Genomic DNA, 25,983 nt, shown 5'->3' on the forward strand with positions numbered 1-25,983 from the left:
ATTCACAAGTCGTCCTACCTCCTTGGTGACCAGGAAATTTCTCTATAGGTCAGCGTGACACCATGCCGACGGTTGGCGACTCTATGGCGTGTCACCGGTCCGCAGCAACACAATCCACCGGACACGGCACGATGTGTCGGCAATCGAACACCCCGATGTCAAGGGCGTGTGAACGGTGCCGCGGAGATTTCACCACCGTATAAAGCGTCTGAATAGTTGCATTTAGGGCGAGTTGGCCGAGCGGTGGCCAGCAGGCGATACGGGACACAGCGGACACACCTTCGGCCGGGCCTCGTCCTTCGACAAGACCCGGCCGGATGCCCGATGTTGACATGTGGTTGACGGCCGGGGTTGACCGTCCGGCAACCGGGGTCGACGGGCCCCGGCGGCCGGGGCCGGTGAACTCCGGTCGCCCTTCAGCCGATCAGCGAGCCCAGTTCGACGACGGGCAGCTCATGGGCCTCGGCGACCGGGCCGTAGACGACCTGACCCTCATGGGTGTTGAGCCCCTTGGCCAGCGCGGCGTCCCGGCGCAGCGCGTCCCGCCAGCCGCGGTTGGCCAGCTCCACGATGTACGGGAGCGTGGCGTTGGTGAGCGCGTGGGTGGAGGTGTTCGGCACCGCGCCGGGCATGTTGGCCACGCAGTAGAAGACCGAGTTGTGGACCTCGAAGGTCGGCTCGGCGTGGGTGGTGGGACGGGAGTCCTCGAAGCAGCCGCCCTGGTCGATCGCGATGTCGACAAGGACACTTCCCGGCTTCATCCGGGACACCAGCTCGTTGGTGACCAGCTTGGGCGCCTTGGCGCCCGGGATGAGCACCGCGCCGATGACCAGGTCGGCCTCGAGGACGGCCTTCTCCAGCTCATAGGCGTTGGAGGCGATGGTCTGCACCCGGTTGCCGAAGATCCGGTCGGCCTCGCGCAGCTTGTTGATGTCCTTGTCGAGCAGGGTGACGTGGAAGCCCATGCCGATGGCGATCTGGGCGGCGTTCCACCCGGAGACACCACCGCCGATCACGACGGCCCGCCCGGCGGCCACACCCGGCACCCCGCCGGGCAGCACACCGCGGCCGCCGGCCGAGCGCATCAGGTGGTACGCGCCGACCTGCGGCGCGATCCGGCCCGCGACCTCGGACATCGGCGCGAGCAGCGGCAGGGCGCGGTTCGCGGTCTCGACCGTCTCGTAGGCGATGGCGGTGGTGCCGGACTCCAGCAGCGCGTCGGTGCAGGCCCGGGAGGCGGCCAGGTGCAGATAGGTGAAGAGCGTCTGGCCCTTGCGCAGCCGGTGGTACTCCTCCGCGATGGGCTCCTTGACCTTCAGCAGCAGGTCGGCCGTGGCCCAGACCTCGTCGGCGGTGCCGAGGACGCGCGCGCCGGCGGCGGTGTACTCCTCGTCCGTGATGGACGAGCCGAGGCCCGCACTCCGCTCGATGACGACCTCATGGCCGCCTCGGACCAGCTCGTGCACACCGGCGGGGGTGATGGCCACACGGAACTCGTTGTTCTTGACCTCGCGGGGGATGCCGACCTTCACGTCGATCACGGTCCTTGAATGGGGGAAAAGGAACATATCGCCACAACCGGCCATGGGCCGATACACCATCGACCATAGACAGGCAAACCGGCAGGCGCGTCCGCATGCCGGAGACGACCGCAACAATCGCGGTACAGCCAGTCTAATGAAGGACCTCGCGCTGTCTAGCCTTGCAATGCATCAATCTTTTGGAAGACCACTACTGATTTCGTAGGTCGACAGGGTTTCAGGCCCCACTCTGAGGTGACGGACCGGTGTCTTCCGCTTCGCCCGCCTCGATCCTCCGGGCGGTGCGCCGCAGCGACCGCGCCACCGCGGGGTCCCCGCCGAGCCGGTCCATGGCATCCGCCGCATGGCGCGCCAGCTCGGCGTGCAGCCCGGTGTCACCGCAGGTCCGGGCGGCCGCGGCGGTCTCCGCCCAGGTGCGCAGCGCCTCCCTCGGCCGCCCCGAGCGCTCCTGGGCGTCCGCGGTGCCGCTGAGCGCCCGGGCGTACCCCGGCCGGTCGTCCGCCCGGCGGCACGCGGCCGCGGCGGCCCGCCAGTCGCGCAGCGCCTCGCCCCACCGCCCGGCATAGCCGTGGACGGTGCCGAGCCGTGCGTACAGCCGGGCCGCCGCGGGCGTGTCGCGGCGGCTCAGCCGCAGCTCCAGGGCGCGTCCGAACCAGTCGGCCGCCCGGTGCCAGTCCTCCAGCGCCTGGTACGTGCCGCCGATCGACTCCAGCGCACGGCCGGTCGTATACGGATCGCCCGAGGCGCGGGCGGCCTCCAGCGCGCTCTTGTAGCGGGCGAGGGCCTTGTCCACCCGGCCCGCCCCGCCGTCCAGATCGCCGAGGTTCAGCAGCGCGGCCGCCCGCTCCACCGGCAGATCGCGGCGCCGGGCCACGTCCAGCACCAGCTCATGCAGCCCGTACAGCTCCACCGCCGCGCCCTCGAAGCCCCGGTGGGCGGTCAGGGCGTGGGTCAGCGCGGCCACCAACCGCCGTGCCAGAGTGTCGAGTTGACCGGTCTCGACGGCCAGACGGGCGGCCTCGATCAGCGTGGGCAGCCGCTCCTCCAGCCAGCCGGCCGCCTCCGCCGACGACGAAAACCGCAGCGGCCTCGGCATCCCGGCCAGCTTCTTCCGGCCCGGCGAACCGGCGGGCTCGGCGGCCAGCCGGCAGGCGTGCAGCTGCCGTACGGCGCGCTCCAGCATCCGCGCCCGCGCCAGCTCCACCTCCGCCGGGCGCTCCTCGGCCGCCAGCCGCTCCCGCAGCAGCGGATCGAGACAGCCGGGCACCAGGTAGCGGCCGGGGCCGCGCGGGCGCAGCATCCCGTACGCGGCGAAGCCCTCCAGCGCCGCCTCGCCGTCCGCCACCGAGCAGCCGGCCAGCGCGGAGGCGATCTGGGCGTCGGCCGATCCGCCGGGCGCCAGCACCAGCAGCCGCAGCATCCGGGCGGCGGCCGACGGCAGCGCGGCGTAGGCCAGCCGGAAGGCGCGGGCCAGCGGGCGGGCGCCGTGGTCGTGGTCGCCCTCGTCCGGCGGCAGTTCGCGCAGCCGGGCCAGGGCGTCGGCCACCGACGCCTGGGGACGGGCGGCGAGCCAGCCGCCGACCAGGACGAGCGCCGCGGGCTGGCCCGCGCACTCCTCGACCAGGGACTGCGCGGCCACCGGATCGCAGGTGATCCGGGTGGGGCCGGTGTACTGCGCCAGCAGCCCGACCGCCGCGCTCACATCCAGCCCGCCCACCGTGCACGGACGCACATCCGGCACTCCGGTCAGCGGCCCGCGCGAGACGGCGACCACCAGGCAGTCGGGCTCATCGGGCAGCAGCGCGTCCACCTGCTCGGCCCCGGCCACGTCGTCGAGCAGCAGCAGCACCCGCTTGCCGTCGAGCGCCTCGCGCAGCGCCTCGCTCAAATCGTCCTCGTCCGCCCCCGGCGGGGCGGTCACGCCGAGCCGTCCCAGCAGCTCACGGGCGGTGCGCTCGGTGGGCACGGGATCGCCGGCGGAGGTCGTCAGCCGGGCGGCCAGCACCCCGTCGGGGTAGTCGTCGGCGAGCCGCCGGGCGAGCTCCTCGGCCAGCGCCGTACGGCCCCAGCCGGGGCGGCCCGCGATCAGCAGCACCCGGCTGCGGGCGGCCTTACGGCCGGCGAGGGTGTCCAGGCCCGCGCGCTCGATGTCGGCCCGCAGCGAGAGCAGCTCCCGCCGCCGCCCGGCGAACCCCCGCCCCACGGAGGCGGCCGCCGCGAACAGCACGGCCCGGGTGGCCCCGCTCCACACCCCGCCGTCCTGGGCGTCCGCGGTGGAGCGCCGTTGCCGCGGCGGGGTGTCGGAGGACGATGCCCCATCCTTGGGCGGACGACCGGGGGCGGATTCCGACGGGCGGCCAGGGGCGGGTTCCGGCGGGCGGCCGGTGGATTCCGGCGAAGCGCCGGGGGCGGACGAAGCGGATGAAGCGGACGCGGTGGGCGGCGGCTGCCGCTTCCCTGGGGCCGCCGGCTCCCCATCGGTGTCGACCGCCTGCTCCGCCACCGGCCCACTCCCGTCCACCTGCGCGTACGAGCCCCTTCGGCTCACTATGAGCGTAGTTCACTCCGCGTCAGGTACCCGGTACTCGCGGCCCACAGCACGGACCGAAAATCACTCCATCGGATCTTCACCGAGGCCGAGCGGGGCCCATGCGCCCCATCAGTGGCTCAGGCGTCGAAGGGCCGGGCGGGCCAGGAGGCGTCGGCGGGCCGGAGGGCGTCGAGGCCGTCGCCGGAGAGCGCCGCCCGCAGCGCCAGCGCGCCCGTCGCGAGGCAGGTGTTGTGCAGCTCGCCCGCGAGGGCGCCGCGCACCAGCTCCTCCAGGGACACCCGGGCGAGCTCCATGTCGGCCTCCTCCTCGGCGACCTCGAACCGCTCGCCCTCGGCCGCGGAGATCTCCCGGGCCAGGAAGATCCGCACGGCCTCGTCACTGCCGCCGGGCGAGGTGTAGAGGTCGATGAGGACCCGCCAGTCCTCGGCCTTGACGTGCGCCTCCTCGTACAGCTCCCGCTGGGCGGCGTGCAGCGGGTTCTCACCGGGGACGTCCAGGAGACCGGCCGGGATCTCCCACAGCCGCTGGCGGACCGGGTGCCGGTACTGCCGCAGCACGATCACGCGGTCATCACTGTCCAGGGCGAGGACGGCCACGGAACCGGGGTGGACCTGGTAGTCGCGCTTGGCCCGGCTCCCGTCGGGCATCTCCACCTCGTCCGTGCGCACGCTCGTCTTGTTGCCGGTGAACGGCGTGGCGGTGGCGGTGACCGGCCATTCCTCGGGGGTGTCCTGGATGCGCATGCTTGCCTCAGCGTCCTTTCCGCGTGCGGTTGACGGGGCGGTGGCCGCGCCGGCGCCGCCCGCCCCTGCCAACCGTAACGGTCAGGCGCGTGCGCCAGGCGTCTGAGCTGCGACCTGTCGCTCGACCGCCGCCTTCACCAGGCCCGCGAAGAGCGGGTGCGGACGGGTCGGCCGGGAGCGCAGTTCGGGGTGGGCCTGGGTGCCGACCAGATAGGGGTGGACCTCGCGCGGGTACTCCACGTACTCCACCAGCTTGTTGTCCGGTGAGGTGCCGGAGAAGACGATCCCGGCCTTCTTCTCCAGCTCACCGCGGTAGGAGTTGTTGACCTCGTAGCGGTGGCGGTGGCGCTCCTCGACGTACGGCTGGTTGTCGTAGACCTCGCGGACGATCGAGCCCTCGGCCAGCTTGGCCGGGTACATGCCCAGCCGCATGGTGCCGCCCATGTCGCCGTCGCCCGCGACGATGTCGAGCTGCTCGGCCATGGTGGAGATCACCGGGTCGGTGGTGGCGGGCTCGAACTCGGTGGAGTTGGCGCCCTCGATGCCCGCGAGGTTGCGCGCGGCCTCGATGACGATGCACTGGAGTCCCAGGCAGAGGCCCAGCACCGGGATCTTGTTCTCCCGGGCGTAGGTGATCGCGCCGACCTTACCGATGACACCGCGGTCGCCGAAGCCGCCGGGGATGCAGACCGCGTCCACGCCGTCGAGCTGCTCCCGGGCGCCGGCCGCCGTCTTACAGTCGTCGGAGGTGACCCACTTGATCTTCACCCGGGCGTTGTTGGCGAAGCCTCCGGCGCGCAGCGCCTCGGTGACCGAGAGATAGGCGTCGGGCAGGTCGATGTACTTGCCGACGAGTGCCACGGTGATCTCGTGGTCGGGCTCGTGGACCCGCTTCAGCAGGTCGTCCCACTGGGTCCAGTCCACGTCGCGGAAGGGCAGGTCCAGCTTGCGGACGACATAGGCGTCCAGCCCCTCGGAGTGCAGCACCTTGGGGATGTCGTAGATCGACTTGGCGTCGATGGCGGCGACCACGGCGGCGTCGTCCACGTCACACATCAGCGAGACCTTGCGCTTGATGGAGGTGGGGACCTCGCGGTCGGCTCGCAGCACGATCGCGTCCGGCTGGATGCCGATGTTGCGCAGCGCGGCCACCGAGTGCTGGGTGGGCTTGGTCTTCAGCTCGCCGGACGGGCCGATGTAGGGCAGCAGGGAGATGTGCACCACGAACACGTTGTCCCGGCCGACCTCGTGCCGGACCTGGCGGACGGCCTCCAGGAAGGGCAGCGACTCGATGTCGCCGACGGTGCCGCCGACCTCGGTGATGACGACGTCCACGTCATCGGTGGCCATGCGCCGGATGCGGTGCTTGATCTCATTGGTGATGTGCGGGATGACCTGCACCGTGTCCCCGAGGTACTCACCGCGCCGCTCCTTGGCGATTACGGTGGAGTAGACCTGTCCGGTGGTCACATTGGCCGAGCCGTCGAGGTCGACGTCGAGGAAGCGCTCGTAGTGGCCGATGTCCAGATCGGTCTCGGCGCCGTCGTTGGTGACGAACACCTCGCCGTGCTGGAAGGGGTTCATCGTGCCCGGGTCGACATTCAGATACGGATCGAGCTTCTGCATGGTGACGCGCAGACCGCGCGCCTTCAGCAGCGCCCCCAGACTGGAGGCGGTAAGGCCCTTGCCGAGTGAGGAGGCGACACCCCCGGTGACGAAGAGGTGCTTGGTCGTCATGGGCTTAGCGGCAATGGCCAAGAGGGGGCTCCCGTGGTCGCGTCGTGAGGTTGCGTACGGCAGCCGCTCCGGGGTCCGGGGGCGTCGCCGCTGAGGTTCGGGGGTTTTGTGCCCGCCGCTCCACGGGCTACCAGGGTATCAGCGCCCCGGAGCGGTCGCTGCTGACCGGGTTCCCGCGTTCGGTCTGCGCAATCGTCCGAACACCATGCGTGACCTGGCCACCCGATCGGCCGTGAGATGCGAGCCACGATGTGGACGGGCTCAAGCGGATCACCGTTGTCCGTCGTATCCTCATCGGACGCACGCATGCGAGCCACCCCGGCACGGCACCACCAGCACGCCCCCGGAACAAGAGCTCGTCAGAATTTTCCGAGACCGTAAGCAACGCCCTCCGGGGTAATACGGCCGTTCGAATGGGGAATGCACGTGGCCGGGCGTATCGAGGATTACGCACTGATTGGTGATATGCAGACGGCCGCCCTCGTCTGCAGAGACGGGACCGTCGACTGGCTGTGCCTGCCGCGGTTCGACTCCCATGCCGTCTTCGCCGGTCTGCTGGGCACTGAGGAACACGGCTTCTGGCGGCTGGGGCCCGCCGCCCCCGCGGGGAGTCGGCCGCCCGCCGCCGACCGCCGCCGCTACCGCGGCGACTCCCTGGTCCTGGAGTCGGAGTGGGACACCCCGCGCGGCACCGTCCGTGTGATCGACTTCATGCCGCCCCGTGACGGCGCCCCGCAACTGGTGCGGATCGTCGAGGGGGTCAGCGGCCGGGTGCCGATGCGCTCCGCGCTGCGGATGCGGTTCTCCTACGGCTGGGTCGTGCCCTGGGTGCACCGGGTGGACACCCGTACCGTCGCCGTCGCCGGTCCGGACTCGGTATGGCTGGACACCGAGGCCGACACCTACGGCAAGGACCTCACCACCTACTCCGACTTCACGGTGGGCCCCGGCGACCGGATCGCCTTCACCATCAGCTGGCAGCCCTCGCACAGCGAACCGCCCGCCCTGCCCGAGCCGGAGGGCGCGCTGGAGGCCACCGAGGCGTTCTGGCGGGAGTGGGTCGAGCACTGCACGTACCACGGCCCTTACCGGGACGCGGTGGTCCGCTCGCTGATCACGCTGAAGGCGCTGACCTACGCCCCCACCGGCGGCATCGTCGCGGCGCCCACCACCTCCCTGCCCGAGGAGATCGGCGGCGTCCGGAACTGGGACTACCGCTTCACCTGGCTGCGGGACGCGGCGATCACCCTCTCCTCGCTGCTGCGCACCGGCTACCGCGAGGAGGCCCGCGCCTGGCGCGAATGGTTGCTCCGCGCGGTCGCGGGCGACCCGGAGAATCTCCAGATCATGTACGGCATCGCGGGCGAGCGGGAGTTGGCCGAGGCCGAGCTGACCTGGCTGCCCGGCTATGAGAACTCCCAGCCGGTCCGGGTCGGCAACGGCGCGGCGGGCCAGGTCCAGCTGGACGTCTACGGCGAGGTCACCGAGGCGCTCCACCTGGCCCATATGACCGGTCTGGCGCGCAACGACTACGCGAGCGTGCTCCAGCTGAAGCTGATCCGCTACCTCGAGGAGCACTGGGACGAGCCGGACGAGGGCATCTGGGAGGTGCGCGGACCGCGCCGCCACTTCGTGCACTCCAAGGTGATGGCCTGGGTCGCGGTCGACCGCACCGTCAAGCTGATCGAATCCGGCGATGTGGACGGGCCGTTGGATCGCTGGCGGGAGCTGCGCGACGAGATCCACCGGGACGTCTGCGAGCGGGGCTACGACGCCGAGCGGAACACCTTCACCCAGTCCTACGGCTCCCGGGAGCTGGACGCCTCGCTGCTGCTCATCCCGCAGATGGGCTTCCTGCCGCCGGACGACAAGCGCGTCATCGGCACCATCGAGGCGATCCAGCGGGAGCTGTCCACCGAGGACGGCTTCGTGATGCGCTATCCCACCGCGGGCGAGGACGCCGGGGTGGACGGTCTCGAGGGCGACGAAGGGGCCTTCCTGGCCTGCTCGTTCTGGCTCGCCGACGACCTGGCGATGATCGGCCGGGTGGACGAGGCCCGCAAGCTCTTCGAGAAGCTGCTCGCGCTCCGCAACGACCTCGGGCTGCTGGCCGAGGAGTGGGACTCGCACAACCAGCGTCTGGTGGGCAACTTCCCGCAGGCGTTCAGCCATGTGCCGCTGATCGACACCGCGCTGCGGCTGACGGCGTCCGGCGCGTACGGAGGCTAGCCCCCGGCCCGGGCCCCCGGGGTCCGGGCACCCCGCGTCCGGGCACCCCACGCCCGGGCTCGGCCCGCCGGGCGGCGTCCGCTGGGCGGGCCCAGGCGGGTCGAGGCGGGGCATCGAACGAGCGGCTGAGCAGCTCGGAGGAAGTCCGCTACGGTTCGGGCCGCGCCCCGAAGGAGCGCGGGGCTGTGTCGATGTGCGTCTCCGCCGCGGCTGTGTCGATGTGCGGCTCCGCCGCGTGGGCGACCAGCCACGGCGGCGCCGCAGCTGGCCGACGGCCCATCGCGACACTCCGAGCGGAGCGCTTAGCGTGGCGGCATGGAACCAGAGGGAACGATCACCGTGGCGCGGGCCCTCGGCCTTCCCGCCCTGCGCCGCGGACTCCCCGAGGTGGTGTCCGGGCAGGAGCTGCTGGACCGCCCGGTGCGCTGGGTGCACGCGGGCGAGGCGCCGAACATCGCCGCGCTGCTCAAGGGCGGCGAGCTGCTGCTGACCACCGGCCTCGGGGTCGGGCCGCGCCCCGCCGAGCAGCGCGCCTTCGTCCGCCGGCTCGCCGAGCGGGGCATCGCGGCCCTGGTGGTGGAGCTGGGGGCCCGGTTCCGCACCCTGCCGGGACCGGTCGTGGACACCGCCCGCTCGTGCGGGCTGCCACTGGTGCAGCTCCATCGCGAGGTGCCGTTCGTGACGGTCACCGAGGAGATCCACACCGAGATCGTCAATGAGCACTACGCCCTGCTGCGCCAGGCCGATGTGGTGCACCGGCAGGCCACCGAGGTGCTGCTGCGCGGCGGCGGGGTGCCGGAGATCGTGCGCCACTTCGCCGCCTTCGCGGCCAATCCGGTCTTCCTGGAGACCCCCGACGGACGGCTGCTGTACGCGGCCGGGCCGGGCGGCACGCCCCCGGCGGGCGCGGCCGATCCGCTCCAGGTGTGGGAGGGGCTGCGGGCGCCGCGCGCGGCCGAGCGGCCCGAGCCGCCGGCGGGCAGCGTGATCGCGGACATCCCGGGCGGCGGGCCCGGCCCCGGTGCGGTACGGGCGCGGCTGACCGTCCTTCCGGTGGCCGGGCCGCTGGGCCCGGTGCACCGGATCGCCGCCGAGCGGACGGCGGACCTGCTGGCGGTGGTGCTGCTGCGGGCGCGTCAGGAGGAGGAGTTGGCGGCGCGCGGGCGCGGTGACTTCCTCACCGATCTCGCCGAGGGCCGGATCGAGGCGTCGGACGCCCCGGCCCAGGCCCGGGTGCTGGGCTTCCGGCCGGGCCCGGGCGGACCGCTGCTGCCGGTGGTGATGCGGCTGGTGGAGGATCCGCGGCCGCTGGCCGGGGGCGGGGAGAGCTGGGCGGCTCTCGCCCACGCCGTGCAGGAGGAACTGGCCGGGGTCGGGGTTCCGGTGCTGCTCGGCGTACGACTTCCGGAGGGACGGGTTCCGCTGCTGGCGGGGCTGCGCGGCGCGACCGAGCGGAACGCGGTGGCCGAGCGGATCGCGGCGGCGCTGCGGGCCGGGGTGGAGCGGGCCTGGCCGGACCGGGCCGACGCCCGGCCGCCGGTGGTGGTCGCCGGGCTCGCGGTCGGCTGGGACACGGCCGGAGCCGAGCTGCGGCATGCGGCGGAGGCGGCGAACGCGGCCTGCGGAGCGCCGCCCGACCGGGGCTGGTACGACGTACGGAGCCTGGATGTCGACCTGTTGCTGTGGCGACTGCGCGAGCACGGCGATCTGGCCGCCTTCGTGGACCGGGTGATCGGACCGCTGCTGACCCATGACCGCACCGCCCGCCCGCCGCTGGTGCCGACGCTGGAGACATATCTGCGACATGCGGGTCGCAAGGCGGAAACGGCCCGCGCCCTGCACCTCAACCGCCAGACGCTGTACGACCGGCTGGCCCGGATCGCGTCACTGCTGGGCAGCGACCTGGAGGACCCTCAAACAGTGCTCGCCCTGGGCGTCGCCCTCCAGGCCCGCCGCCATGTCCGGTAACACAACGGCACCCCACCCCGCCCGACCCGGACAAGGCCCGCCTGACACGGATGCGACCCCGCCCGACGCGAACACGGCCCACCCTGGAGCGGATACGACCCGCCTGACACGGATGCGGTCCCGCCCGACGCGGGCACGACCCACCCCGAAGCGGACACGACCCGCCTGGCGCGGGTGCGGTCCCGCCCGACGCAGGCGGGCCGTGCTGCGCTACAGCTCTTCTCGCTGGTGGCGGACGCGGTGGGGGCGTCCGACGAGCCGGTGGAGGAGGAGTCCGCCGAAGGTCGGACGGTGCGCCGCGCGGCCCCGCCTGACGCGGACGCGGCCTACCCCGACACGGTCGCGGCCCACCCGACACGGATGTGGCCCACCGCGACGCAGGCGCGGCCCGCTGTGTCTGTGCGGGTCCCGCCCGGCGTTCCCCGGTGTCGCCGGGCGGGGAGGGGCTCCCTCGCCGTTCGCCGCGCTGCCCTCGCCGTGCGCCGCGAACACCTCCCCGCCCGGCTGCCCTGTGCCGGGCCTCGGCGGGCCCCTGCCCGGCCCCTGCCCTGCCCGGCGGATCTTCGCGGCCCCGCAAGCCCTGGCACGGCGCCCCCGGCCACCGCTGGGAGGCACCCCCCGCACCAGATGCCGCGGGCGCGAAGACGATCCACCGGACGGGCCTACGAGCCGTCCGGCGGACCTCGCCCCTGGATCCCGGGGTCTGGGGCGGAGCCCCAGTTTCGGGAAGGGGCGGGGAGGGGAACAGCCCGCCGCAGGCGTCAAGACCCGCCGGACACCCCCTACCCCCCACCCCCTAGAACGGGGTCAGCGTGAGCGTGATCCCCTTCGGGGCGGTGTCCTGGATGTAGGACGCGAACTCGGCCACGTCATCGAAGGCGAAGCCGTACGCCTTGCCGTCCACGGTCGCCGCGTGCATGGCCTTGGCGTAGTGGTTGGTGACGTCCTCGCCGTAGAAGGCGGCCGGGTCAGTGGTCGGCTGGGCGTCCGCGTTGTGCAGCGTGGAGCGGTTGAAGCCAGCACCGAGGATCGCCGCGACCGGGCCCGTGGTCCCGTCGTTGGGGGCCGCCAGGGCCCCGTCGCAGAACAGCACGTCCTTGGTGGAGGGCTTGTCGAAGGAGACCGAGGCCGGGCCGGTGAAGGCGAACTTCCCCCCGCTCACCCGGCCGGTGAAGGTGCCCGCGTTGGTGGTGACCTTGAGGTCCTTCGATCCGTAGGTGTCCCAGACCTGGTCGATGTACGACGCGAAGTAGTCCTCCGCGAACACCCCCGCGCCCATGCCATGACCGGGAGCGATCACCCGCAGATTGTCGCCCACGATCAGCTTCTTGAAGGCGTCGACGCCGGCGATGTCGGAGAAGACCTTGGCGCGGGCGCCGTCCTTGAGGGTGCCGGTCGTCTGGTCCTGGGCACCGGTGAGGTGGATCGACAGCGGAACGCTGAACATGTCCACCATGGTGGTGTTGCAGAACATCCCCGAGGAGTTGTACGTGAACTCCGCGCAGTCGTGCATGATGTCGTAGTTCGGGTCGCCGGACACCCAACCCGCCGGGTACTGGAGCGCGGCCTTGCCCGCCCCGTCCTCGACCACCTTGAGCTTGAGCTTGGAGCCCAGCGCCACATAGATCCGGCCGGACATCTGAGGCAGGTTCAGCTTGGTCTCACCGCTTCCGGCCAGCGGGATCGCGTAGTCGGTGAAGCCGTCCGAGCCGTTGTCGGAGAGCTCGACGGGGGCGATGTTGCCGTCCGGGGTGACGTGGACCTGCCGGTCGCCCTCGTTGCCGACGATGTAGAGCCATACCGAACCGTTGTCGTACTGCCCCGTCTTGTTCACGACGGTCAGGGGCAGGGAGGCGGCCGCCTTCGCGCCCGGGGCTCCGCTGGCGCGGCCGCCGGCGAACGCGAGGCCGGTTCCCGCGGCGGCGGCGGAGGCGGCGATTCCACCCAGCAGCTTCCTGCGACTGATCATGATGATGGTGCTCCTCGGCGTAGTGGGGGTTGCCGGGAAAATGGCGTGGGGGGTGACGGGAGGCGCGAAATTGAGAGCGCTCTCTCGTTCCTCTGCCCAGCACCCTGCCGATCAACGACCGGGCCCGTCAACCCCTTCACGCAGAAAGGTCTGCACCAACTCATCGTAGACGCTGAGGACATGGGCGACGGTGTCGTCCTCCGTCGGCCAACCCGCCGTCCGCGCCCGCCCCGCCGCGGCGAGCTCCACCCGGCGCACCGGATCGGCGAGCAGCCCGGTCACGGCGTGCGCCAGGGCCTCGGGGTCTCCGTACGGCACGAGTTCGGCCGCCTCCCCCACCAGCTCCGGCACCCCGCCGACCGCCGTGGCCACCAGGGGCACCCCCGCGTGCAGCGCCTCCTGGGCCAGCAGCGACCGGGCCTCCCAGCGGCTGGAGAGCACCGCGACATCGGCCGCGGAGAGCAGCTGCGGCACATCCTCGCGGCGGCCGAGCAGCCGCACCGGCAGCCCCTCGGTGTCGATCCGGCGCTGGAGCACCGCACGGTCCGGCCCCTCCCCCGCCACCACCAGCAGCGGCCGCGGATCCAGCACCCGCCAGCGCCGCGCCGCGTCCAGCAGCGGGCCGTGTCCGGCCATCGCCTCCAGCCGCCCGGCCGTGACCAGCAACGGCCGCTCCACCACGCCCAGTTCGGCCCGCGCCTTCTGACGGCGGCCGTCGGCGGTCTCCGGCGGCCGCCGCGGGGCGGGCACCGCGACCGGGGCCAGCCGGGCGTCGCGCGCACCGCGGGCCCGGGCCCGGGCTACCAGATCCGAGGAGGCCCCCAGCACGATCGCGGCGGCCCGCGCCACCCGACGCTCCATCAGCCGCACCAGCCGGGCCCGCGCGCCCTCGGCCTCCACGCGGGTGTGCCAGGTGACGATCAGGGGGACGTTCCGGCCACGCAGCGCGACCGCCGCCAGCAGCCCCGAGCGCAGCCCGTGGGCGTGCACCAGGGCCGCGCCCTGGGTGGCCCTGCGCAGCGACGCCATGCTTCCGGCGTCCGTCAGGGCGTCGAGCCCGGTGAACCACGCTCCGGTCTGGGTGAAGCCGTACCCCTGCTCGGCGCTCCAGGGACCGCATACGGTCACCCGCAGTCCGCGCGCCACCAGCCCGGCCGAAAGCGACCGCACATGCACCCCGCTGCCCGAACTCCCCTCGCCCAGCACCTGGACCGCGTGCAGCGACGACCGCCCGTGCGGCGGGACCGGGTTGTTGCTCACGGTACTGCTCACGCGGGCGGAGCTCCTGAGACGGTGTCGGGGCGATGGGGGGGACGGTGCGGACGCGCTCCGCCCAAGAATGCCAGCACTCGCCGAGCCCTCGTCGCAACGCTCCCAGGTGACGCCTGCCCCGAACTCGCCCGCGCGTCCGCGGTACCACCCGTTCGGGTGAAGGATCGGAGAAGCGTCGCGTGACGGTTCGGGGGAAGCGATGGGCAAGGGCCGGGGAAGCGTCGCGTTGAGGGTCAGCGTCCCGCGCGGGCCGCCTCCAGGAGCTCTTCCGCATGCGCCCGCGCGAGTTCGGAGTCCTCCTGGCCCGCGAGCATCCGCGACAGTTCCCGTACGCGGTCCTCGCCCTCCATGGCCTTCACACCGCTTCGGGTCACCGACCCGTCGTTGGTCTTCTCGACCACCAGATGCCGGTCGGCGAAGGCCGCGACCTGCGGCAGATGGGTGACCACCACGACCTGCGCGGAGCGGGCGAGCTTGGCCAGCCGACGGCCCACCTCAACCGCCGCCTTACCGCCGACGCCCGCGTCCACCTCGTCGAAGAGATACGTCGGTACGGGGTCGGAGCCCGCGAAGACGACCTCGACCGCGAGCATCACCCGGGACAGCTCACCGCCGGATGCGCCCTTGGCGATCGGCCGGGGCGGGGCGCCCGGATGGGGCGCGAGCAGCAGCTCGACCTCATCGGCGCCGTGCGGCCCGAAGACCACCGGGCGGCCGCCCACCTCGATGCCGTCCGCCTCCGTCTCGGTCTGGCGGATCGCGAACGTGACCCGGGCGTGCGGCATCGCCAGGGAGGCCAGCTCGGCGGTGACCGCCTCCGCGAACCGCCCCGCCGCCTCCGTACGGGCGTCGGTGAGCGCCTGCGCCAACTCGCCCAACTCGGCGCGGAGCGCGTCGTGCTCGGCGGTCAGCTCGCCGATGCGGTCGTCGTCGCCGTCGAGTTCGGCCAGCCGCGCGGCGCCCTGCTCGGCCCACGCCAGCACGTCCGCGATGGTCTCGCCGTACTTGCGGGTCAGCTGGGTCAGCGCTGCGCGGCGCTCCTCGACGGCCGCCAGGCGGATCGGGTCGGCGTCCAGGTTGTCGGCGTACCCCGCGAGATCCCCCGCCACATCGGACAGCAGGATGCCGACCTCGCCGATCCGGTCGGCGAGCCCGGCGAGGGCCTGGTCATGGGAGCGTACGGCCTCCACGGCGCGGTGGGCCCCCGCGACCAGGGTGGCCGCGTCCACGCCCTCCGGATCCTCCGGGTTTCCGGCGAGGGCGGCGTGCGCGACGGCGGCGGCGGACGCCAGGGCCTCGGCGTGCCCCAGCCGTTCGGCCTCGGCCGCCAGCTCCTCGTCCTCCCCGGGGCGGGGCTCGGCGGCCGCGACCTCCTCGAGGCCGAAGCGCAGCAGATCCGCCTCCTGCGCCCGCTCGCGGGCCCGCGTGGTCAGCTCCTCCAGCTCGGCCGAGACTGCGCGCAGCCGGCGGTAGGCCTCCGCGTACTTCTCCAGCGGCCCGGCCACCGCGGCGCCCGCGTACCGGTCCAGCGCCTGCCGCTGCCGGGCGGGCCGCAGCAGGCCCTGCTGATCGGTCTGGCCGTGCACGGCCACGAGATCGTCGGCCAGCTCGCCCAGCAGGCCCACGGGGACCGAGCGGCCGCCCACATGGGCGCGCGACCGCCCTTCGGCGGAGAGCGTACGGCTGATCAGCAGCGCACCGTCGTCGAGCTCGGCCCCCGCTTCCTCGGCCCTTACGGCCGCCGCCGAGCGGGCGTCGACCGTAAGGCGGCCTTCGACGACCGCCGCCTTGGCCCCGATCCGCACCAGGGCGGCGTCGGCGCGGCCACCCAGCAGCAGCCCGAGGCTGGTGACGACCATGGTCTTGCCCGCGCCGGTCTCACCGGTCACCGCGGTGAAGCCGGGCGACAGCTCGACGACCGCGTCGTCGATGACGCCCAGCGCACGTATCCGCATCTCCTCCAGCACGTGCACGACCATACGAGGTTTGGTCGGTGCGATGCGACGAAGGGGCGCCACTTATGGGGGCCACCCGCACATCTGCCCGGGGTGGGGTGGGGGGTGGGGCCGTGGGCGCCTCCGGAGAAGAGCCCCCACCCCGCCCCTTCCCGAACCGGTGCTCCGCCCCGGCCCCGCTCCTCAAACGCCGGAGGGGCTGGGTTGCGCCGGAGAGACTGGGACTGCGGGGCTCCGCCGCGTGGGTGGGGCCTCGTTCCCGGATCATCCCGGGGGCTGGGGCGGAGCTCCGCCTTTCAGCCCCTCCGGCGTTCGAGGAGCGGGGCCCGGGGGCGAAGCCCCCGGTTTCGGGAAGGGGCGGGGAGGGGAACAGCCCGCCGCAGGCGCCACAACCCGCCGGAGATCCCCCAGCACGGTGCCCCTTCAGCACGGTGCCCCTTTAGCGCGGTGCCCCGCTAGTGCGGCGCCCCCCGCCACCCCGCCACCGGCAGGGCGAACTTGGCGACCAAGCGGTCCGTGAACGACGCGTGGTGGAGGCGGGCCAGCCGGACCGGGACCGCGCCCCGGCGCACCTCGACCCGCGCGCCCGCCGGGAGCTCCACCGTGCGGCGGCCGTCGCACCACAGCACCCCGTGCGGGGTCTGCGGCTGCACCTCGACCGCGAGCACCGACTTCGGCGAGGTCACCAGCGGCTTGGCGAACAGCGCGTGGGCGCTGATCGGCACCATCAGCAGCGCCTCCACCTCGGGCCACACCACCGGCCCGCCCGCCGAGAAGGCGTAGGCCGTCGAGCCGGTCGGGGTCGCGCAGACCACGCCGTCGCCGCCGAACCGGGAGACCGGGCGGTTGTCGACCTCCGTGACCACCTCGAGCAGCCGCTCACGCGCGGCCTTCTCGACCGACGCCTCGTTCAGCGCCCAGTCCGTGTGCACGATGTGCCCGTCGTTGCGGACCAGCACATCGATCGTCATCCGCTCCTCGACCTCGTACTGCCGGGTCACCACCCGGTCCACGACCTTGTCGAGGTCATCCCGCTCGGCCTCGGCCAGGAAGCCCACCCGGCCGAGGTTCACGCCGAGCATCGGCACGCCCGAGACCCGGGCGAACTCCGCGCCGCGCAGCAGCGTCCCGTCCCCGCCGAGGACGACCAGCAGCTCACAGCCGTTCAGCACATCACGCTCCGCGTCGACGCGCTCGACAGCGGGGGGCAGCGGCAGATCCGCCGCCTCGGCAGCGAGTACCCGCACCCCGATTCCGCTGCGCAGCAGCCCCTGAACGACCAGTTCGGCGCTGCGGATGGCCGCCGGGCGGCCGGTGTGCGCGAGGAGGAAGACGGTGCGGTCCGCCGTCGCCTCGGCCGCCGGCATCATCGGCTCGACCGCCGGTGCCGCCACGGCGTCCCCGGCACCGGGCACGGGCACGGCTCCGGCTCCGGCTCCGGGCACGGCTCCGGGTTCGGGCACGGGCACTGCTTCCTTCTGCTGCGCTGCTTCTGAAGTGGTCAACTGGGCCCCTCCGCCACTGCACGGTCAACATCCGCCGGGTCCAGTGCCGGCGCCCCGGCGCGCATCCACAAAAAGTACTCGACGTTACCCGACGGCCCCGGGAGCGGGCTGGCCGTTACGCCCAGCACTCCCAGCCCCAGGTCCGCCGCCCGTCCGGCCACCGTGCGCACCGCCTCGGCGCGCAGTTCGGCGCTGCGGACCACTCCCCCGCTGCCCAGCCGCTCCTTGCCGACCTCGAACTGTGGTTTGACCATCAGCACCAGATCGGCGTCGGGCGCCGCGCACCGCACGAGGGCGGGCAGGACGAGCCCGAGCGGAATGAAGGAGAGATCACCGACCACCAAGTCCACCGGTTTCCCACCAATCCGCTCAAGTGTCAGCTCGCGTACGTTTGTACGGTCGTAAACACTGACGCGTTCATCGCTCTGGAGCGACCAGGCGAGCTGCCCGTAGCCGACATCCACGGCGAGCACCTGAGCGGCGCCCGCGCGCAGCAGGACGTCCGTGAAACCTCCGGTTGAGGCGCCCGCGTCCAGCGCCCGCCGCCCGGCGACCTCGAGCCCCGCACCGGCTCCCATGGCCGGGCGTACCCCGGGGTCCTGCCCCGCGCCCGCGCCCTTCCGGTACTCCTCGCTGAAGGCGTACAGCGCGCCCGCCAGCTTGTGGCCACCGCGCGAGACATAGTCCGGATCGCTGGCGTCCTCGATCACGACGACGGCCGCGCTGGTCTCCACCTGGGTGGCCGGTTTGGTCGCCACCGCCCCGCCGACGGTGACCCGGCCCGCGGCGATCAACTGGCTGGCATGCTCACGCGAACGCGCCAGCTTGCGGCGCACCAGCTCCGCGTCGAGTCGTGCGCGTCGTGGACGGGTCACTGCCACGGGTGGTTCAGCTCCTGAGGTCGTTTACGTAGCGGACGGGGGCCGTGGGCCGGGCGCCGGGGGGCCGGGCCGCCGGTCGAGTGCGGTCAACGTGTCGCGCAGGCCCTGGTGGACATCCTCGTACACCTCCAGATGTCCGCTCGTCCCGAGGTGGTCGGCGTCGGCCAGCCGGGCCAGCCGGGCGTCCACCTCGGCGACGCCGGTCGGCGTACGGTCGACGCCGAGCGGGGCCGGATCGGCGGGGCCGGGCGGCTCGGGCACGGCCTCGGGCACCGGCTCCGGCGCGACGCCCTCGGCCCCCTCGGGCACCGGCTCTGGCGCGACGTCCCCAGCCCCCTCAGCCCCTTCGGGCACTCGCTCCACCGCGACGTCCCCGGTCCCGTCGGCCCCCTCGGCCCCCTCGGCCCCTTCGGGCACCGGCTCCGGCGCGGCCTCCCGGGCCTCCTCGGCCGCCGGACCAGGCCGCGGGCCGGGCCACCCGGCCGGCATCGGCTCACTCATGGCCCCGACGCTACCGCGAATCCCTCGTTCTCCGACGTACGAGACCTGGGGTAACGTCGTCCGCGATGGCGACCTTGGAACAGTGCCGCAGCGCACTCGACAAACTGGCGGAGAACCTCGCGACCGCGAACGGGGACCTTCGCAGCGCTGCCGCGCTCGATCGCTCGGTCAGTTGCTGGATCACCGATCTGGACACCACTTTCGTCGGCCGTCTCGTGGACAGCCGGATCGAGGACGTGACGACCGCGTCGGGCCCCCCTGCCGAGCGTGCGCAGATCCGGCTGGCGATGACCGGCGACGACCTGGTGGCCCTGGTCGATGGCGAGCTGCACTTCGCACGGGCGTGGGGCGCCGGACGGATCAAGCTCGAGGCCGGGCTGCGCGACCTGCTGCGGCTGCGGAAGCTGCTCTAGACACAAGCGCCCCCGGCGCCCCGGCGCGAGCCCCGCCCCGCGCCGGTCGTCAGGACTCGCTCGCCGCGGCGGTCGCCAGAGGCGCCTCCACCCGTGCCGTACGGGACCGTCGGGCGGCCGGGATGACCAGCGGCGTCCCCGTCTCGGGGTCGTCGATCACCTGGCAGCGCAGCCCGAAGACCCGCTCCACCAGCTCCGCCGTGACCACGTCCCCCGGCGCCCCCTCCGCGACGACCTCCCCGCCCCGCATCGCGATCAGATGGGTGGCGTAGCGGGCGGCGTGGTTCAGGTCGTGGAGCACGGCGACGAGGGTGCGGCCCTGCTCCTCGTGGAGCTGGGCGCACAGGTCCAGCACATCGATCTGGTGCTGGATGTCCAGATAGGTCGTGGGCTCGTCGAGGAGCAGCAGCGGGGTCTGCTGGGCGATGGCCATGGCGATCCACACCCGCTGGCGCTGACCGCCGGACAATTCGTCGACATAGCGATCCGCGAGCTCCGCCACCCCGGTCGCCGCCATCGATTCGTCGACGATCCGCTCATCCGTCTCCGACCACTGCCGCAGCAGCCCCTGGTGCGGATAGCGGCCGCGGGCGACCAGGTCGGCGACGGTGATCCCGTCCGGGGCGATCGAGGACTGGGGCAGCAGTCCGAGGGTGCGGGCGACCTTCTTGGCGGGCAGCGAACCGATCGACTGCCCGTCCAGCAGCACCAATCCGGCAGCCGGCTTGAGCATCCGGGACAGTGCGCGCAGCAGGGTCGACTTCCCGCAGGCGTTGGGCCCGACGATGACCGTGAAGGAGTGGTCGGGGATGGTCACGGACAGCTCCTCGGCGACCGTGCGCCGGTCGTAGGCGAGGGTCAGCCCCTCCGCCATGAGCCGCTGCCGCTGGTCCTGGGTGCCACTCGTGCGGGAAGCCACGGTCTGCCGGGTGTCCTTGTCCATGTCGTCTTCCGTCCGGGTCGTATCCACAATTTCCGTCCGGGTCGTGTCCACAGTCGTCATATCCGCCCCGCCCTGCGCTCGGTCACCAGCAGCCACAGCAGATAGGCGCCGCCCAGCATCCCGGTGAGCACCCCCACCGGCAGCTGATCGGCCCCGAAGGCGCGCTGGGCGGCCCAGTCGGCGCTGACCAGCAGTGCTGCGCCCATCCAAGCCGCGGGGAGCAGGTTCGGACCGGGCGAGCGGGTGAGCCTGCGGGCCAGCTGCGGGGCGACGAGCGACACGAAGGCGACGGGCCCGGCGGCGGCCGTGGCGGACGCGACCAGCAGCACGGCCGCGCCCATCAGCACCATCCGGGTCCGCTCCACCCGCACCCCGAGGGCGTAGGCGCTGTCGTCGCCCATCTCCAGCATCCGCAGGTTCCGCGCCTGCCCGAGGACCACGGGCATGAGCACCGCGCAGACGGCCAGCAGTGGCCAGACCTGGTCCCAGTCGCGGCCGTTCAGCGAGCCGGTCAGCCACATCACCGCACGGGCCGCGTCCTCCTGGTGGGCCTGGGTGAGCAGATAGCCGTTGACGGCGGTGAACGTCGCGGAGGTGCCGATGCCCACGAGGACCAGCCGATAGCCGTGGACGCCCTGCCGCCAGGCCAGCGCGTAGACGGCCAGTCCGGTCAGCACCCCGCCGAGGACGGCCCCGGTGGCGACCACGTTCGGATCGCCCTTGATCAGCACGATGGCCGTGAGCGCCCCGGCCGCCGCCCCCTGGCCGAGGCCGATCACATCCGGACTGCCCAGCGGATTGCGGGAGATGGACTGGAAGATCGCCCCGCCCAGCCCCAGGGCCGCGCCGACCAGCAGCCCCACCAGCACCCGCGGCAGCCGCAGTTCGTTGACGATGAAGTCCTGCGCCACGGTGCCGCCGCCGAACAGCGTGCGCACCACATCGGCGGGGGCGATGGGGAAGTCGCCGGTGCCGATCAGCACGACGCCCATCACCAGCGCCACGGCGATCAGCAGCAGCCCCACGACCGCGCCGCGGACGTCCAGGCGCAGCGAGAGACCGGCGGTGCGCAGCGTGACCCCGCGCGTCCCGGACTTGGCGGTGCGCTTGTTCGCGTTCACAGTTGGGCCATCCTTCGGCGACGTACGAGGTAGATGAAGAGGGGCCCGCCGATGAAGGTGGTGACGACGCCGACCTGGAGCTCCGCGGGCCGGGTGACCAACCGCCCGATCACATCGGCGCCCAGCAGCAGAACGGGCGAGAGCACCGCGGCGTACGGCAGGATCCAGCGCATATCGGGGCCGGTGAGCGCGCGGACCAGATGCGGCACGATCAGCCCGACGAACGCGATCGGCCCGCAGGCGGCGGTCGCGGCCCCGCACAGCAGGGTGACCGCGATCATCGACAGGGCCCGGGTGCGGTTGAGGTTGCTGCCGAGCGCACGGGCGGTGTCGTCGCCGAGCGCCACGGCGTTCAGCGAACGGCCCAGCAGAACCGCCAGCACGACGCCGACCAGGAGGAACGGACTCACCTGCCGGACCACCGTCATATTGGCGGAGGCCAGTGAACCCACCGTCCAGAAGCGCATCTTGTCGAGCGCCGCGGTGTCCAGCAGCTCCACCGCGTTGACGTATCCGTAGAGCGCCGCGTACACCGCCATCCCGGCGAGCGCGAGCCGCACCGGGGTGGCGCTCCGGCTGCCGCCGAGCGCGTAGACCAGCACGGACACGACGGCGGTGCCGAGGAACGCGAACCACACATAGCCGGTGAGGGAGGTGACGCCGAGGAAGCTGATGGCCGAGACGACGGCGGCGGACGCACCCGCGTTCAGCCCCAGCAGCCCGGGGTCGGCGAGCGGGTTGCGGGTGAGGGCCTGGATGACCGCGCCCGCGAGGCCGAGACCGACGCCGACGAGCAGCCCGAGGATGGTGCGCGGCAGCCGTACGTCCCGGATCACCACATCGGTGTCACTGCCGGTGTAGTGGAACAGCCCGTGCCACACCTGGTCCAGCGGAATCGGTTTGGCACCGATCGCGATGGACGCCGCGGCGATCGCCAACAGCACGCCCAGGGAGACGACCAATCCGGTCGCACGGCGCGCGGTGCGCCGCCGGGGCGGCGCGCTCGCTGTCTCGGCCCCGGCTTTCGCCGGACTGACCAGGGTCACGCGGAACTCCACCTCACAGCACGGCCGATCAGGACTCAGGTTAAGTTAGGTTACCCTAAGTCCCACTGGTCGCATCCATGCGGGCTTCCCGGAGCGCGAGTTCGGCCTCACAGCCCTCGTCGGCTCAGGGCCCTCAGCCGCGTCGGCTCACAGCCCCAGCCGGGCCAGAGCCTTCCCCGCGTCCGCGCCGCTCACACCGTCCCCCGCCTCGGACCACGCCGCCGCGCACAGCGCCCGCAGCCCGTCCAGCGGCTCCTCGCCCCCGCCCTCCAGCACCAGCGCGCCCTTCTCGACCCACGCGGCCCAGCCGCCGCACCGGAAGCCGCCCGACTCCCCGTCGTGCGCCACCTCCGGCTGCGGGGTGAGCAGCCCCCGCAGGTCGCGGTCCACATACGACGGCCGGTGCCCGGGCTCGGCGGCCAGCAGTTGCGCGGGGGTGGTCACGCCGGTCAGCACCAGCAGCGAATCCACCCCGCCCGCGTATGCGCCCTCGATATCGGTGTCCAGCCGGTCCCCGACCACCAGCGGCCGCCGGGCGCCGGTCCGCAGGATCGTCTCCCGGTGCATCGGCGGCAGCGGCTTCCCGGCGGCCTGCGGGGACGTGCCCGCCACGATGCGTACGACCTCCACCGCCGCGCCGTTGCCGGGGGCGATGCCCCGGCCGCTGGGAATCGTCAGGTCCAGGTTGGAGGCGAACCACGGCACCCCGCGCGCCACCGCGTACCCCGCCTCCATCAGCCGTGCCCAGGGCATGTCCGGCCCGCCGTACCCCTGCGCCACCGCCGCCGGGTCGTCATCCGCCGAGTCCACCGGCGTCAGCCCGCGCTCGCGCAGCGCCACCCGCAGCCCCTCCCCGCCGATCACCAGCACCCGCGCCCCCTCCGGCAGCTGCTCGGAGATCAGCCGGGCGACCGCCTGCGCGGAGGTGATCACGTCGTCGGGGGTGGCAGGCATCCCGAGCCGGGTCAGATGCTCGGCCACCGCCTCCGGCGTCCGCAGCGCGTTGTTGGTCACATACGCCAGCCGCATCCCACCGTCCCGCGCGGTGACCAGCGACTCCACGGCATGGTCAATGGCCTCGCCGCCCGCGTACACCACCCCGTCGAGGTCCAGCAGAGCCGTGTCGTACGCCTCGTTCAGCGACTGCCGGCTCGACTCGGGCCGGGTGCGGACGGGCTGGTTCATGGGGGCCACTCCTCGCAGATCTGTGCGCTTCTCCCCCGATCATCGCGTATCGCCGCGCGGGGCATAACATTCACTGATGAGCATTCCAGGGCCTGCCGGACAAGGTCTTCAGCTCACCCCCTTCCGGGGGCTGCGCTATGTCGCGGAGCGGGTCGGCAGTCTCGCCGCCGTCACCTCACCGCCCTACGACGTGGTGGTCAGGCCCGAAGGTCTGCGCGAGCTCGAGACGTCGGACCCGTACAACATCGTCCGGCTGATCCTGCCGCAGGCCGGGACCCCGGAGGCCCGCCACCGCCAGGCCGCCGAGACGCTGCGCCGCTGGCAGGCGGACGGAGTGCTCGCCCCGGACCCCGAACCCGCGCTCTACGTCTACGAACAGCGCGACGGCCCGACCCTCCAGCGCGGGCTGATCGGCGCGCTGCGGCTGAGCCCCCGCGAGGAGGGCATCGTCCTCCCCCACGAGGAGGTCATGCCGCATATCGTCGAGGACCGAGCCGATCTGATGCGCGCCACCGCCGCCCATCTGGAGCCGCTGTTGCTCGCCTACCGCGGCAACGGAAACGGGGCTTCGGCGAACGGGGCCTCAGGGAACGGAGCCGCCGGGCAGGGGACCGGCGGGCCTGGCACCGGCGGGGCGGCAGAGGTCATCGAACGCACCATCCTGCGCGAGCCGTTGCTCTCCACGACCACCGAGGACGGCGTCGACCACCATCTGTGGCGGGTCACGAACCCCACCGATCTCGTGGAGGTCTCCACCGACCTCCGCCACCACCAGGCCCTCATCGCCGACGGCCACCACCGCTGGGCCACCTATCTGCGGCTGCGCGAGGAGCGACGGGAGCCCGGCCCCTGGGACTTCGGGCTCGTCCTGCTCGTCGACACCGCCCGCTATCCGCTCCGGGTCCGGGCCATCCACCGGCTGCTCCGCCGGCTGTCCCCGGACCAGGCGCTTCCGGCGGTACGGCGCGCCTTCCGGGTGCGGACGATCGACGGCCCGCTGCCGCGTGCCCTGGAAACCCTCGCCGAGGCCGCCGAGGCGGCGCGCGCCAAGCCCGGCGCACCGAACGCCTTCCTGCTGGCCGGGGGCGGCCGGTTCCACCTCCTGGACCGGCCGGATCCGGAACTGCTGGCCCGTACGATCCCCGACGGACGCCCGGAGGCATGGCGCACGCTGGACGCGACGGTGCTCCACCACACCCTGCTGGACCATCTGTGGAACGTCCCTGACACGCCCGAGCACATCGGCTACCTCCACGATCCGACGGCGGCCGTCGAGCAGGCGGAGCGGCTGGGCGGCACGGTGGTGCTGATGCATCCGGTGCGCGAGGACGTCGTGCACGAGCTGGCGCGGCAGGGCATCGCGATGCCCCACAAGTCGACGTCCTTCGGGCCGAAGCCCGCGACGGGGCTGGTGCTGCGGAGCCTGACGCTGGGGTGAGCGAGCGGACATGCGAAGGGGGCGGGATCCCGGTCCGGGATCCCGCCCCCTCATGTCATGGCATCAGCGGTCGTCGCCGTCCTCGTCGGGCCCGGCTGCCTGGCCCTCGGACGTGACCTCGGCCACCGGCTCGATGTCCTCGGCGTCGTCGGCCTCGGGCTCGACCAGGTCCTCGTCGGACGGAACCTCGTCGACCTCCGGCTCCTCGGCCTCCGGCTCCTCGACCTTCGGCTCCTCGACCTCCGACTCCTCGACCTTCGGCTCCTCGACGGGCTGGAGAGCATCGCCATCCGCCGCCTCCTCGGGGTCGAGGGCGTCCACGAACTCGACCCCGTCCAGCTCGGCGAGCCGGTCCGACGCGTCCGTGCTCCCGCTCTGATCCGCCTCGAGCGCCTTGGCGAACCACTCGCGGGCCTCGTCCTCACGGCCGACCGCCAGCAGCGCGTCGGCGTACGCGTAGCGCAGCCGGGCGGTCCAGGGCTGGATGGAGTTCGAGGCCAGCTCCGAGCTCTGCAAGGTGACCACGGCGGCGTCGGCCTGGCCCATGTCACGCCGGGCACCGGCGGCCACCATCCGCATCTCGACCTGACCGGCCCGGTCCAGCTTCTGCACCTCCGGCTCACCGGCCATGGCCAGCGCCCGCTCGGGACGGCCCATGCCGCGCTCGCAGTCGGCCATCACCGGCCACAGCTCGGAGTTGCCGGTCATCCGGCGCGCGGCGCGGAACTCCGCCAGCGCCTCGGCGTACTTCCCCACGGCGTACGAGGCGAAGCCCGCGGCCTCGCGCACAGCGGCCACCCGGGAGGCGAGCCGCAGAGCGACGCGCGAGTACTGGTACGCCCGTTCGGGCTCGTCGTCCAGCAGCTTGGCCACCATGACGAGGTTCCTCGCGACGTCCTCGGCGAGGGTCTTCGGCAGGCTCATCAGCTCCTGCCGCACGCCCTTGTCGATCTCTTCGCCGGTGACGTCCTCAGGGATCGGCAGC

The 25,983-nt window shown here is 73.0% G+C and carries 19 protein-coding genes; 4 read left to right on the plus strand and 15 right to left on the minus strand.

Annotation, left to right across the window (positions count from 1 at the left end):
* Nucleotides 1–416 precede the first annotated feature (416 nt).
* The 4 genes from ald to ACJX2R_RS14565 all read right to left on the minus strand — a co-directional run bounded on the left by ald (nucleotide 417) and on the right by ACJX2R_RS14565 (nucleotide 6,572).
* On the minus strand, nucleotides 417–1,532 hold the full coding sequence (gene ald / locus ACJX2R_RS14550) for an alanine dehydrogenase (protein ID WP_413105856.1): 1,116 nt from the start codon (nucleotides 1,530–1,532) through the stop codon (nucleotides 417–419).
* Between the two features lie 226 nt (nucleotides 1,533–1,758).
* Nucleotides 1,759–3,792 (minus strand): tetratricopeptide repeat protein, encoded by a 2,034-nt coding sequence (locus tag ACJX2R_RS14555; RefSeq protein ID WP_413100460.1) that lies wholly within the window; start codon nucleotides 3,790–3,792, stop codon nucleotides 1,759–1,761.
* Nucleotides 3,793–4,208: 416 nt separating this feature from the next.
* Nucleotides 4,209–4,835: an NUDIX domain-containing protein gene (locus ACJX2R_RS14560; RefSeq protein ID WP_413100461.1), complete on the minus strand. Its 627-nt coding sequence runs from the start codon at nucleotides 4,833–4,835 to the stop codon at nucleotides 4,209–4,211.
* 81 nt (nucleotides 4,836–4,916) lie between these two features.
* Entirely contained in the window at nucleotides 4,917–6,572 is a 1,656-nt protein-coding gene (locus ACJX2R_RS14565) for a CTP synthase (RefSeq protein WP_413100462.1), read from the minus strand.
* A 420-nt stretch (nucleotides 6,573–6,992) separates the two neighbouring features.
* Between ACJX2R_RS14565 and ACJX2R_RS14570 the strand changes: the two genes are divergently transcribed.
* Both ACJX2R_RS14570 and ACJX2R_RS14575 read left to right on the plus strand, forming a co-directional pair.
* The gene (locus tag ACJX2R_RS14570; RefSeq protein WP_413100463.1) at nucleotides 6,993–8,801 is read left to right on the plus strand and encodes a glycoside hydrolase family 15 protein; all 1,809 of its coding nucleotides are present in this window, start codon (nucleotides 6,993–6,995) and stop codon (nucleotides 8,799–8,801) included.
* 315 nt (nucleotides 8,802–9,116) lie between these two features.
* A complete protein-coding gene (locus tag ACJX2R_RS14575; protein WP_413100464.1) occupies nucleotides 9,117–10,769 on the plus strand; it encodes a PucR family transcriptional regulator in 1,653 nt (550 codons plus the stop codon).
* Between the two features lie 796 nt (nucleotides 10,770–11,565).
* Here ACJX2R_RS14575 and ACJX2R_RS14580 read toward each other — a convergent pair.
* From ACJX2R_RS14580 to ACJX2R_RS14605, 6 genes are all read right to left on the minus strand, one after another.
* Nucleotides 11,566–12,738, minus strand: a complete 1,173-nt coding sequence (locus tag ACJX2R_RS14580; protein WP_413100465.1) for a glycoside hydrolase family 64 protein — start codon at nucleotides 12,736–12,738, stop codon at nucleotides 11,566–11,568.
* 111 nt (nucleotides 12,739–12,849) lie between these two features.
* A complete protein-coding gene (locus ACJX2R_RS14585; protein WP_413100466.1) occupies nucleotides 12,850–14,010 on the minus strand; it encodes a glycosyltransferase family 4 protein in 1,161 nt (386 codons plus the stop codon).
* A gap of 233 nt (nucleotides 14,011–14,243) precedes the next feature.
* On the minus strand, nucleotides 14,244–15,989 hold the full coding sequence (gene recN, locus ACJX2R_RS14590) for a DNA repair protein RecN (RefSeq protein WP_413100467.1): 1,746 nt from the start codon (nucleotides 15,987–15,989) through the stop codon (nucleotides 14,244–14,246).
* A 431-nt stretch (nucleotides 15,990–16,420) separates the two neighbouring features.
* Entirely contained in the window at nucleotides 16,421–17,332 is a 912-nt protein-coding gene (locus tag ACJX2R_RS14595; RefSeq protein ID WP_413105857.1) for an NAD kinase, read from the minus strand.
* Between the two features lie 134 nt (nucleotides 17,333–17,466).
* Entirely contained in the window at nucleotides 17,467–18,345 is an 879-nt protein-coding gene (locus ACJX2R_RS14600) for a TlyA family RNA methyltransferase (RefSeq protein ID WP_262705162.1), read from the minus strand.
* Between the two features lie 30 nt (nucleotides 18,346–18,375).
* On the minus strand, nucleotides 18,376–18,705 hold the full coding sequence (locus ACJX2R_RS14605; RefSeq protein ID WP_413105858.1) for a hypothetical protein: 330 nt from the start codon (nucleotides 18,703–18,705) through the stop codon (nucleotides 18,376–18,378).
* Between the two features lie 212 nt (nucleotides 18,706–18,917).
* Here ACJX2R_RS14605 and ACJX2R_RS14610 point away from each other — a divergent pair, with 212 nt between their 5' ends.
* Nucleotides 18,918–19,265, plus strand: a complete 348-nt coding sequence (locus ACJX2R_RS14610; protein WP_413100468.1) for a sterol-binding protein — start codon at nucleotides 18,918–18,920, stop codon at nucleotides 19,263–19,265.
* 49 nt (nucleotides 19,266–19,314) lie between these two features.
* Here the strand turns inward: ACJX2R_RS14610 and ACJX2R_RS14615 are convergent, their stop codons facing one another.
* The 4 genes from ACJX2R_RS14615 to ACJX2R_RS14630 all read right to left on the minus strand — a co-directional run bounded on the left by ACJX2R_RS14615 (nucleotide 19,315) and on the right by ACJX2R_RS14630 (nucleotide 23,560).
* Nucleotides 19,315–20,208, minus strand: coding sequence for an ABC transporter ATP-binding protein (locus ACJX2R_RS14615; RefSeq protein WP_413100469.1), 894 nt, complete (start codon nucleotides 20,206–20,208; stop codon nucleotides 19,315–19,317).
* Nucleotides 20,209–20,264: 56 nt separating this feature from the next.
* Nucleotides 20,265–21,329, minus strand: coding sequence for a FecCD family ABC transporter permease (locus ACJX2R_RS14620; protein WP_413100470.1), 1,065 nt, complete (start codon nucleotides 21,327–21,329; stop codon nucleotides 20,265–20,267).
* On the minus strand, nucleotides 21,326–22,375 hold the full coding sequence (locus ACJX2R_RS14625; RefSeq protein ID WP_262705151.1) for a FecCD family ABC transporter permease: 1,050 nt from the start codon (nucleotides 22,373–22,375) through the stop codon (nucleotides 21,326–21,328). The genes ACJX2R_RS14620 and ACJX2R_RS14625 overlap by 4 nt, the downstream gene beginning before the upstream one ends.
* 147 nt (nucleotides 22,376–22,522) lie before the next feature.
* Entirely contained in the window at nucleotides 22,523–23,560 is a 1,038-nt protein-coding gene (locus ACJX2R_RS14630; protein WP_262705152.1) for an HAD hydrolase-like protein, read from the minus strand.
* A gap of 76 nt (nucleotides 23,561–23,636) precedes the next feature.
* Here ACJX2R_RS14630 and ACJX2R_RS14635 point away from each other — a divergent pair, with 76 nt between their 5' ends.
* Complete coding sequence (locus ACJX2R_RS14635) at nucleotides 23,637–24,998, plus strand: DUF1015 family protein (protein ID WP_413100471.1); 1,362 nt, start codon at nucleotides 23,637–23,639, stop codon at nucleotides 24,996–24,998.
* Between the two features lie 63 nt (nucleotides 24,999–25,061).
* On the opposite strand, the gene ACJX2R_RS14640 is transcribed toward ACJX2R_RS14635, so the two are convergent.
* Entirely contained in the window at nucleotides 25,062–25,982 is a 921-nt protein-coding gene (locus ACJX2R_RS14640; RefSeq protein WP_413105859.1) for a hypothetical protein, read from the minus strand.
* Nucleotide 25,983 lies beyond the last annotated feature (1 nt).

It is taken from the genome of Streptomyces sp. Inha503 (genome assembly GCF_047215865.1).
In the GTDB taxonomy this organism is placed as follows: domain Bacteria; phylum Actinomycetota; class Actinomycetes; order Streptomycetales; family Streptomycetaceae; genus Streptomyces; species Streptomyces lycopersici.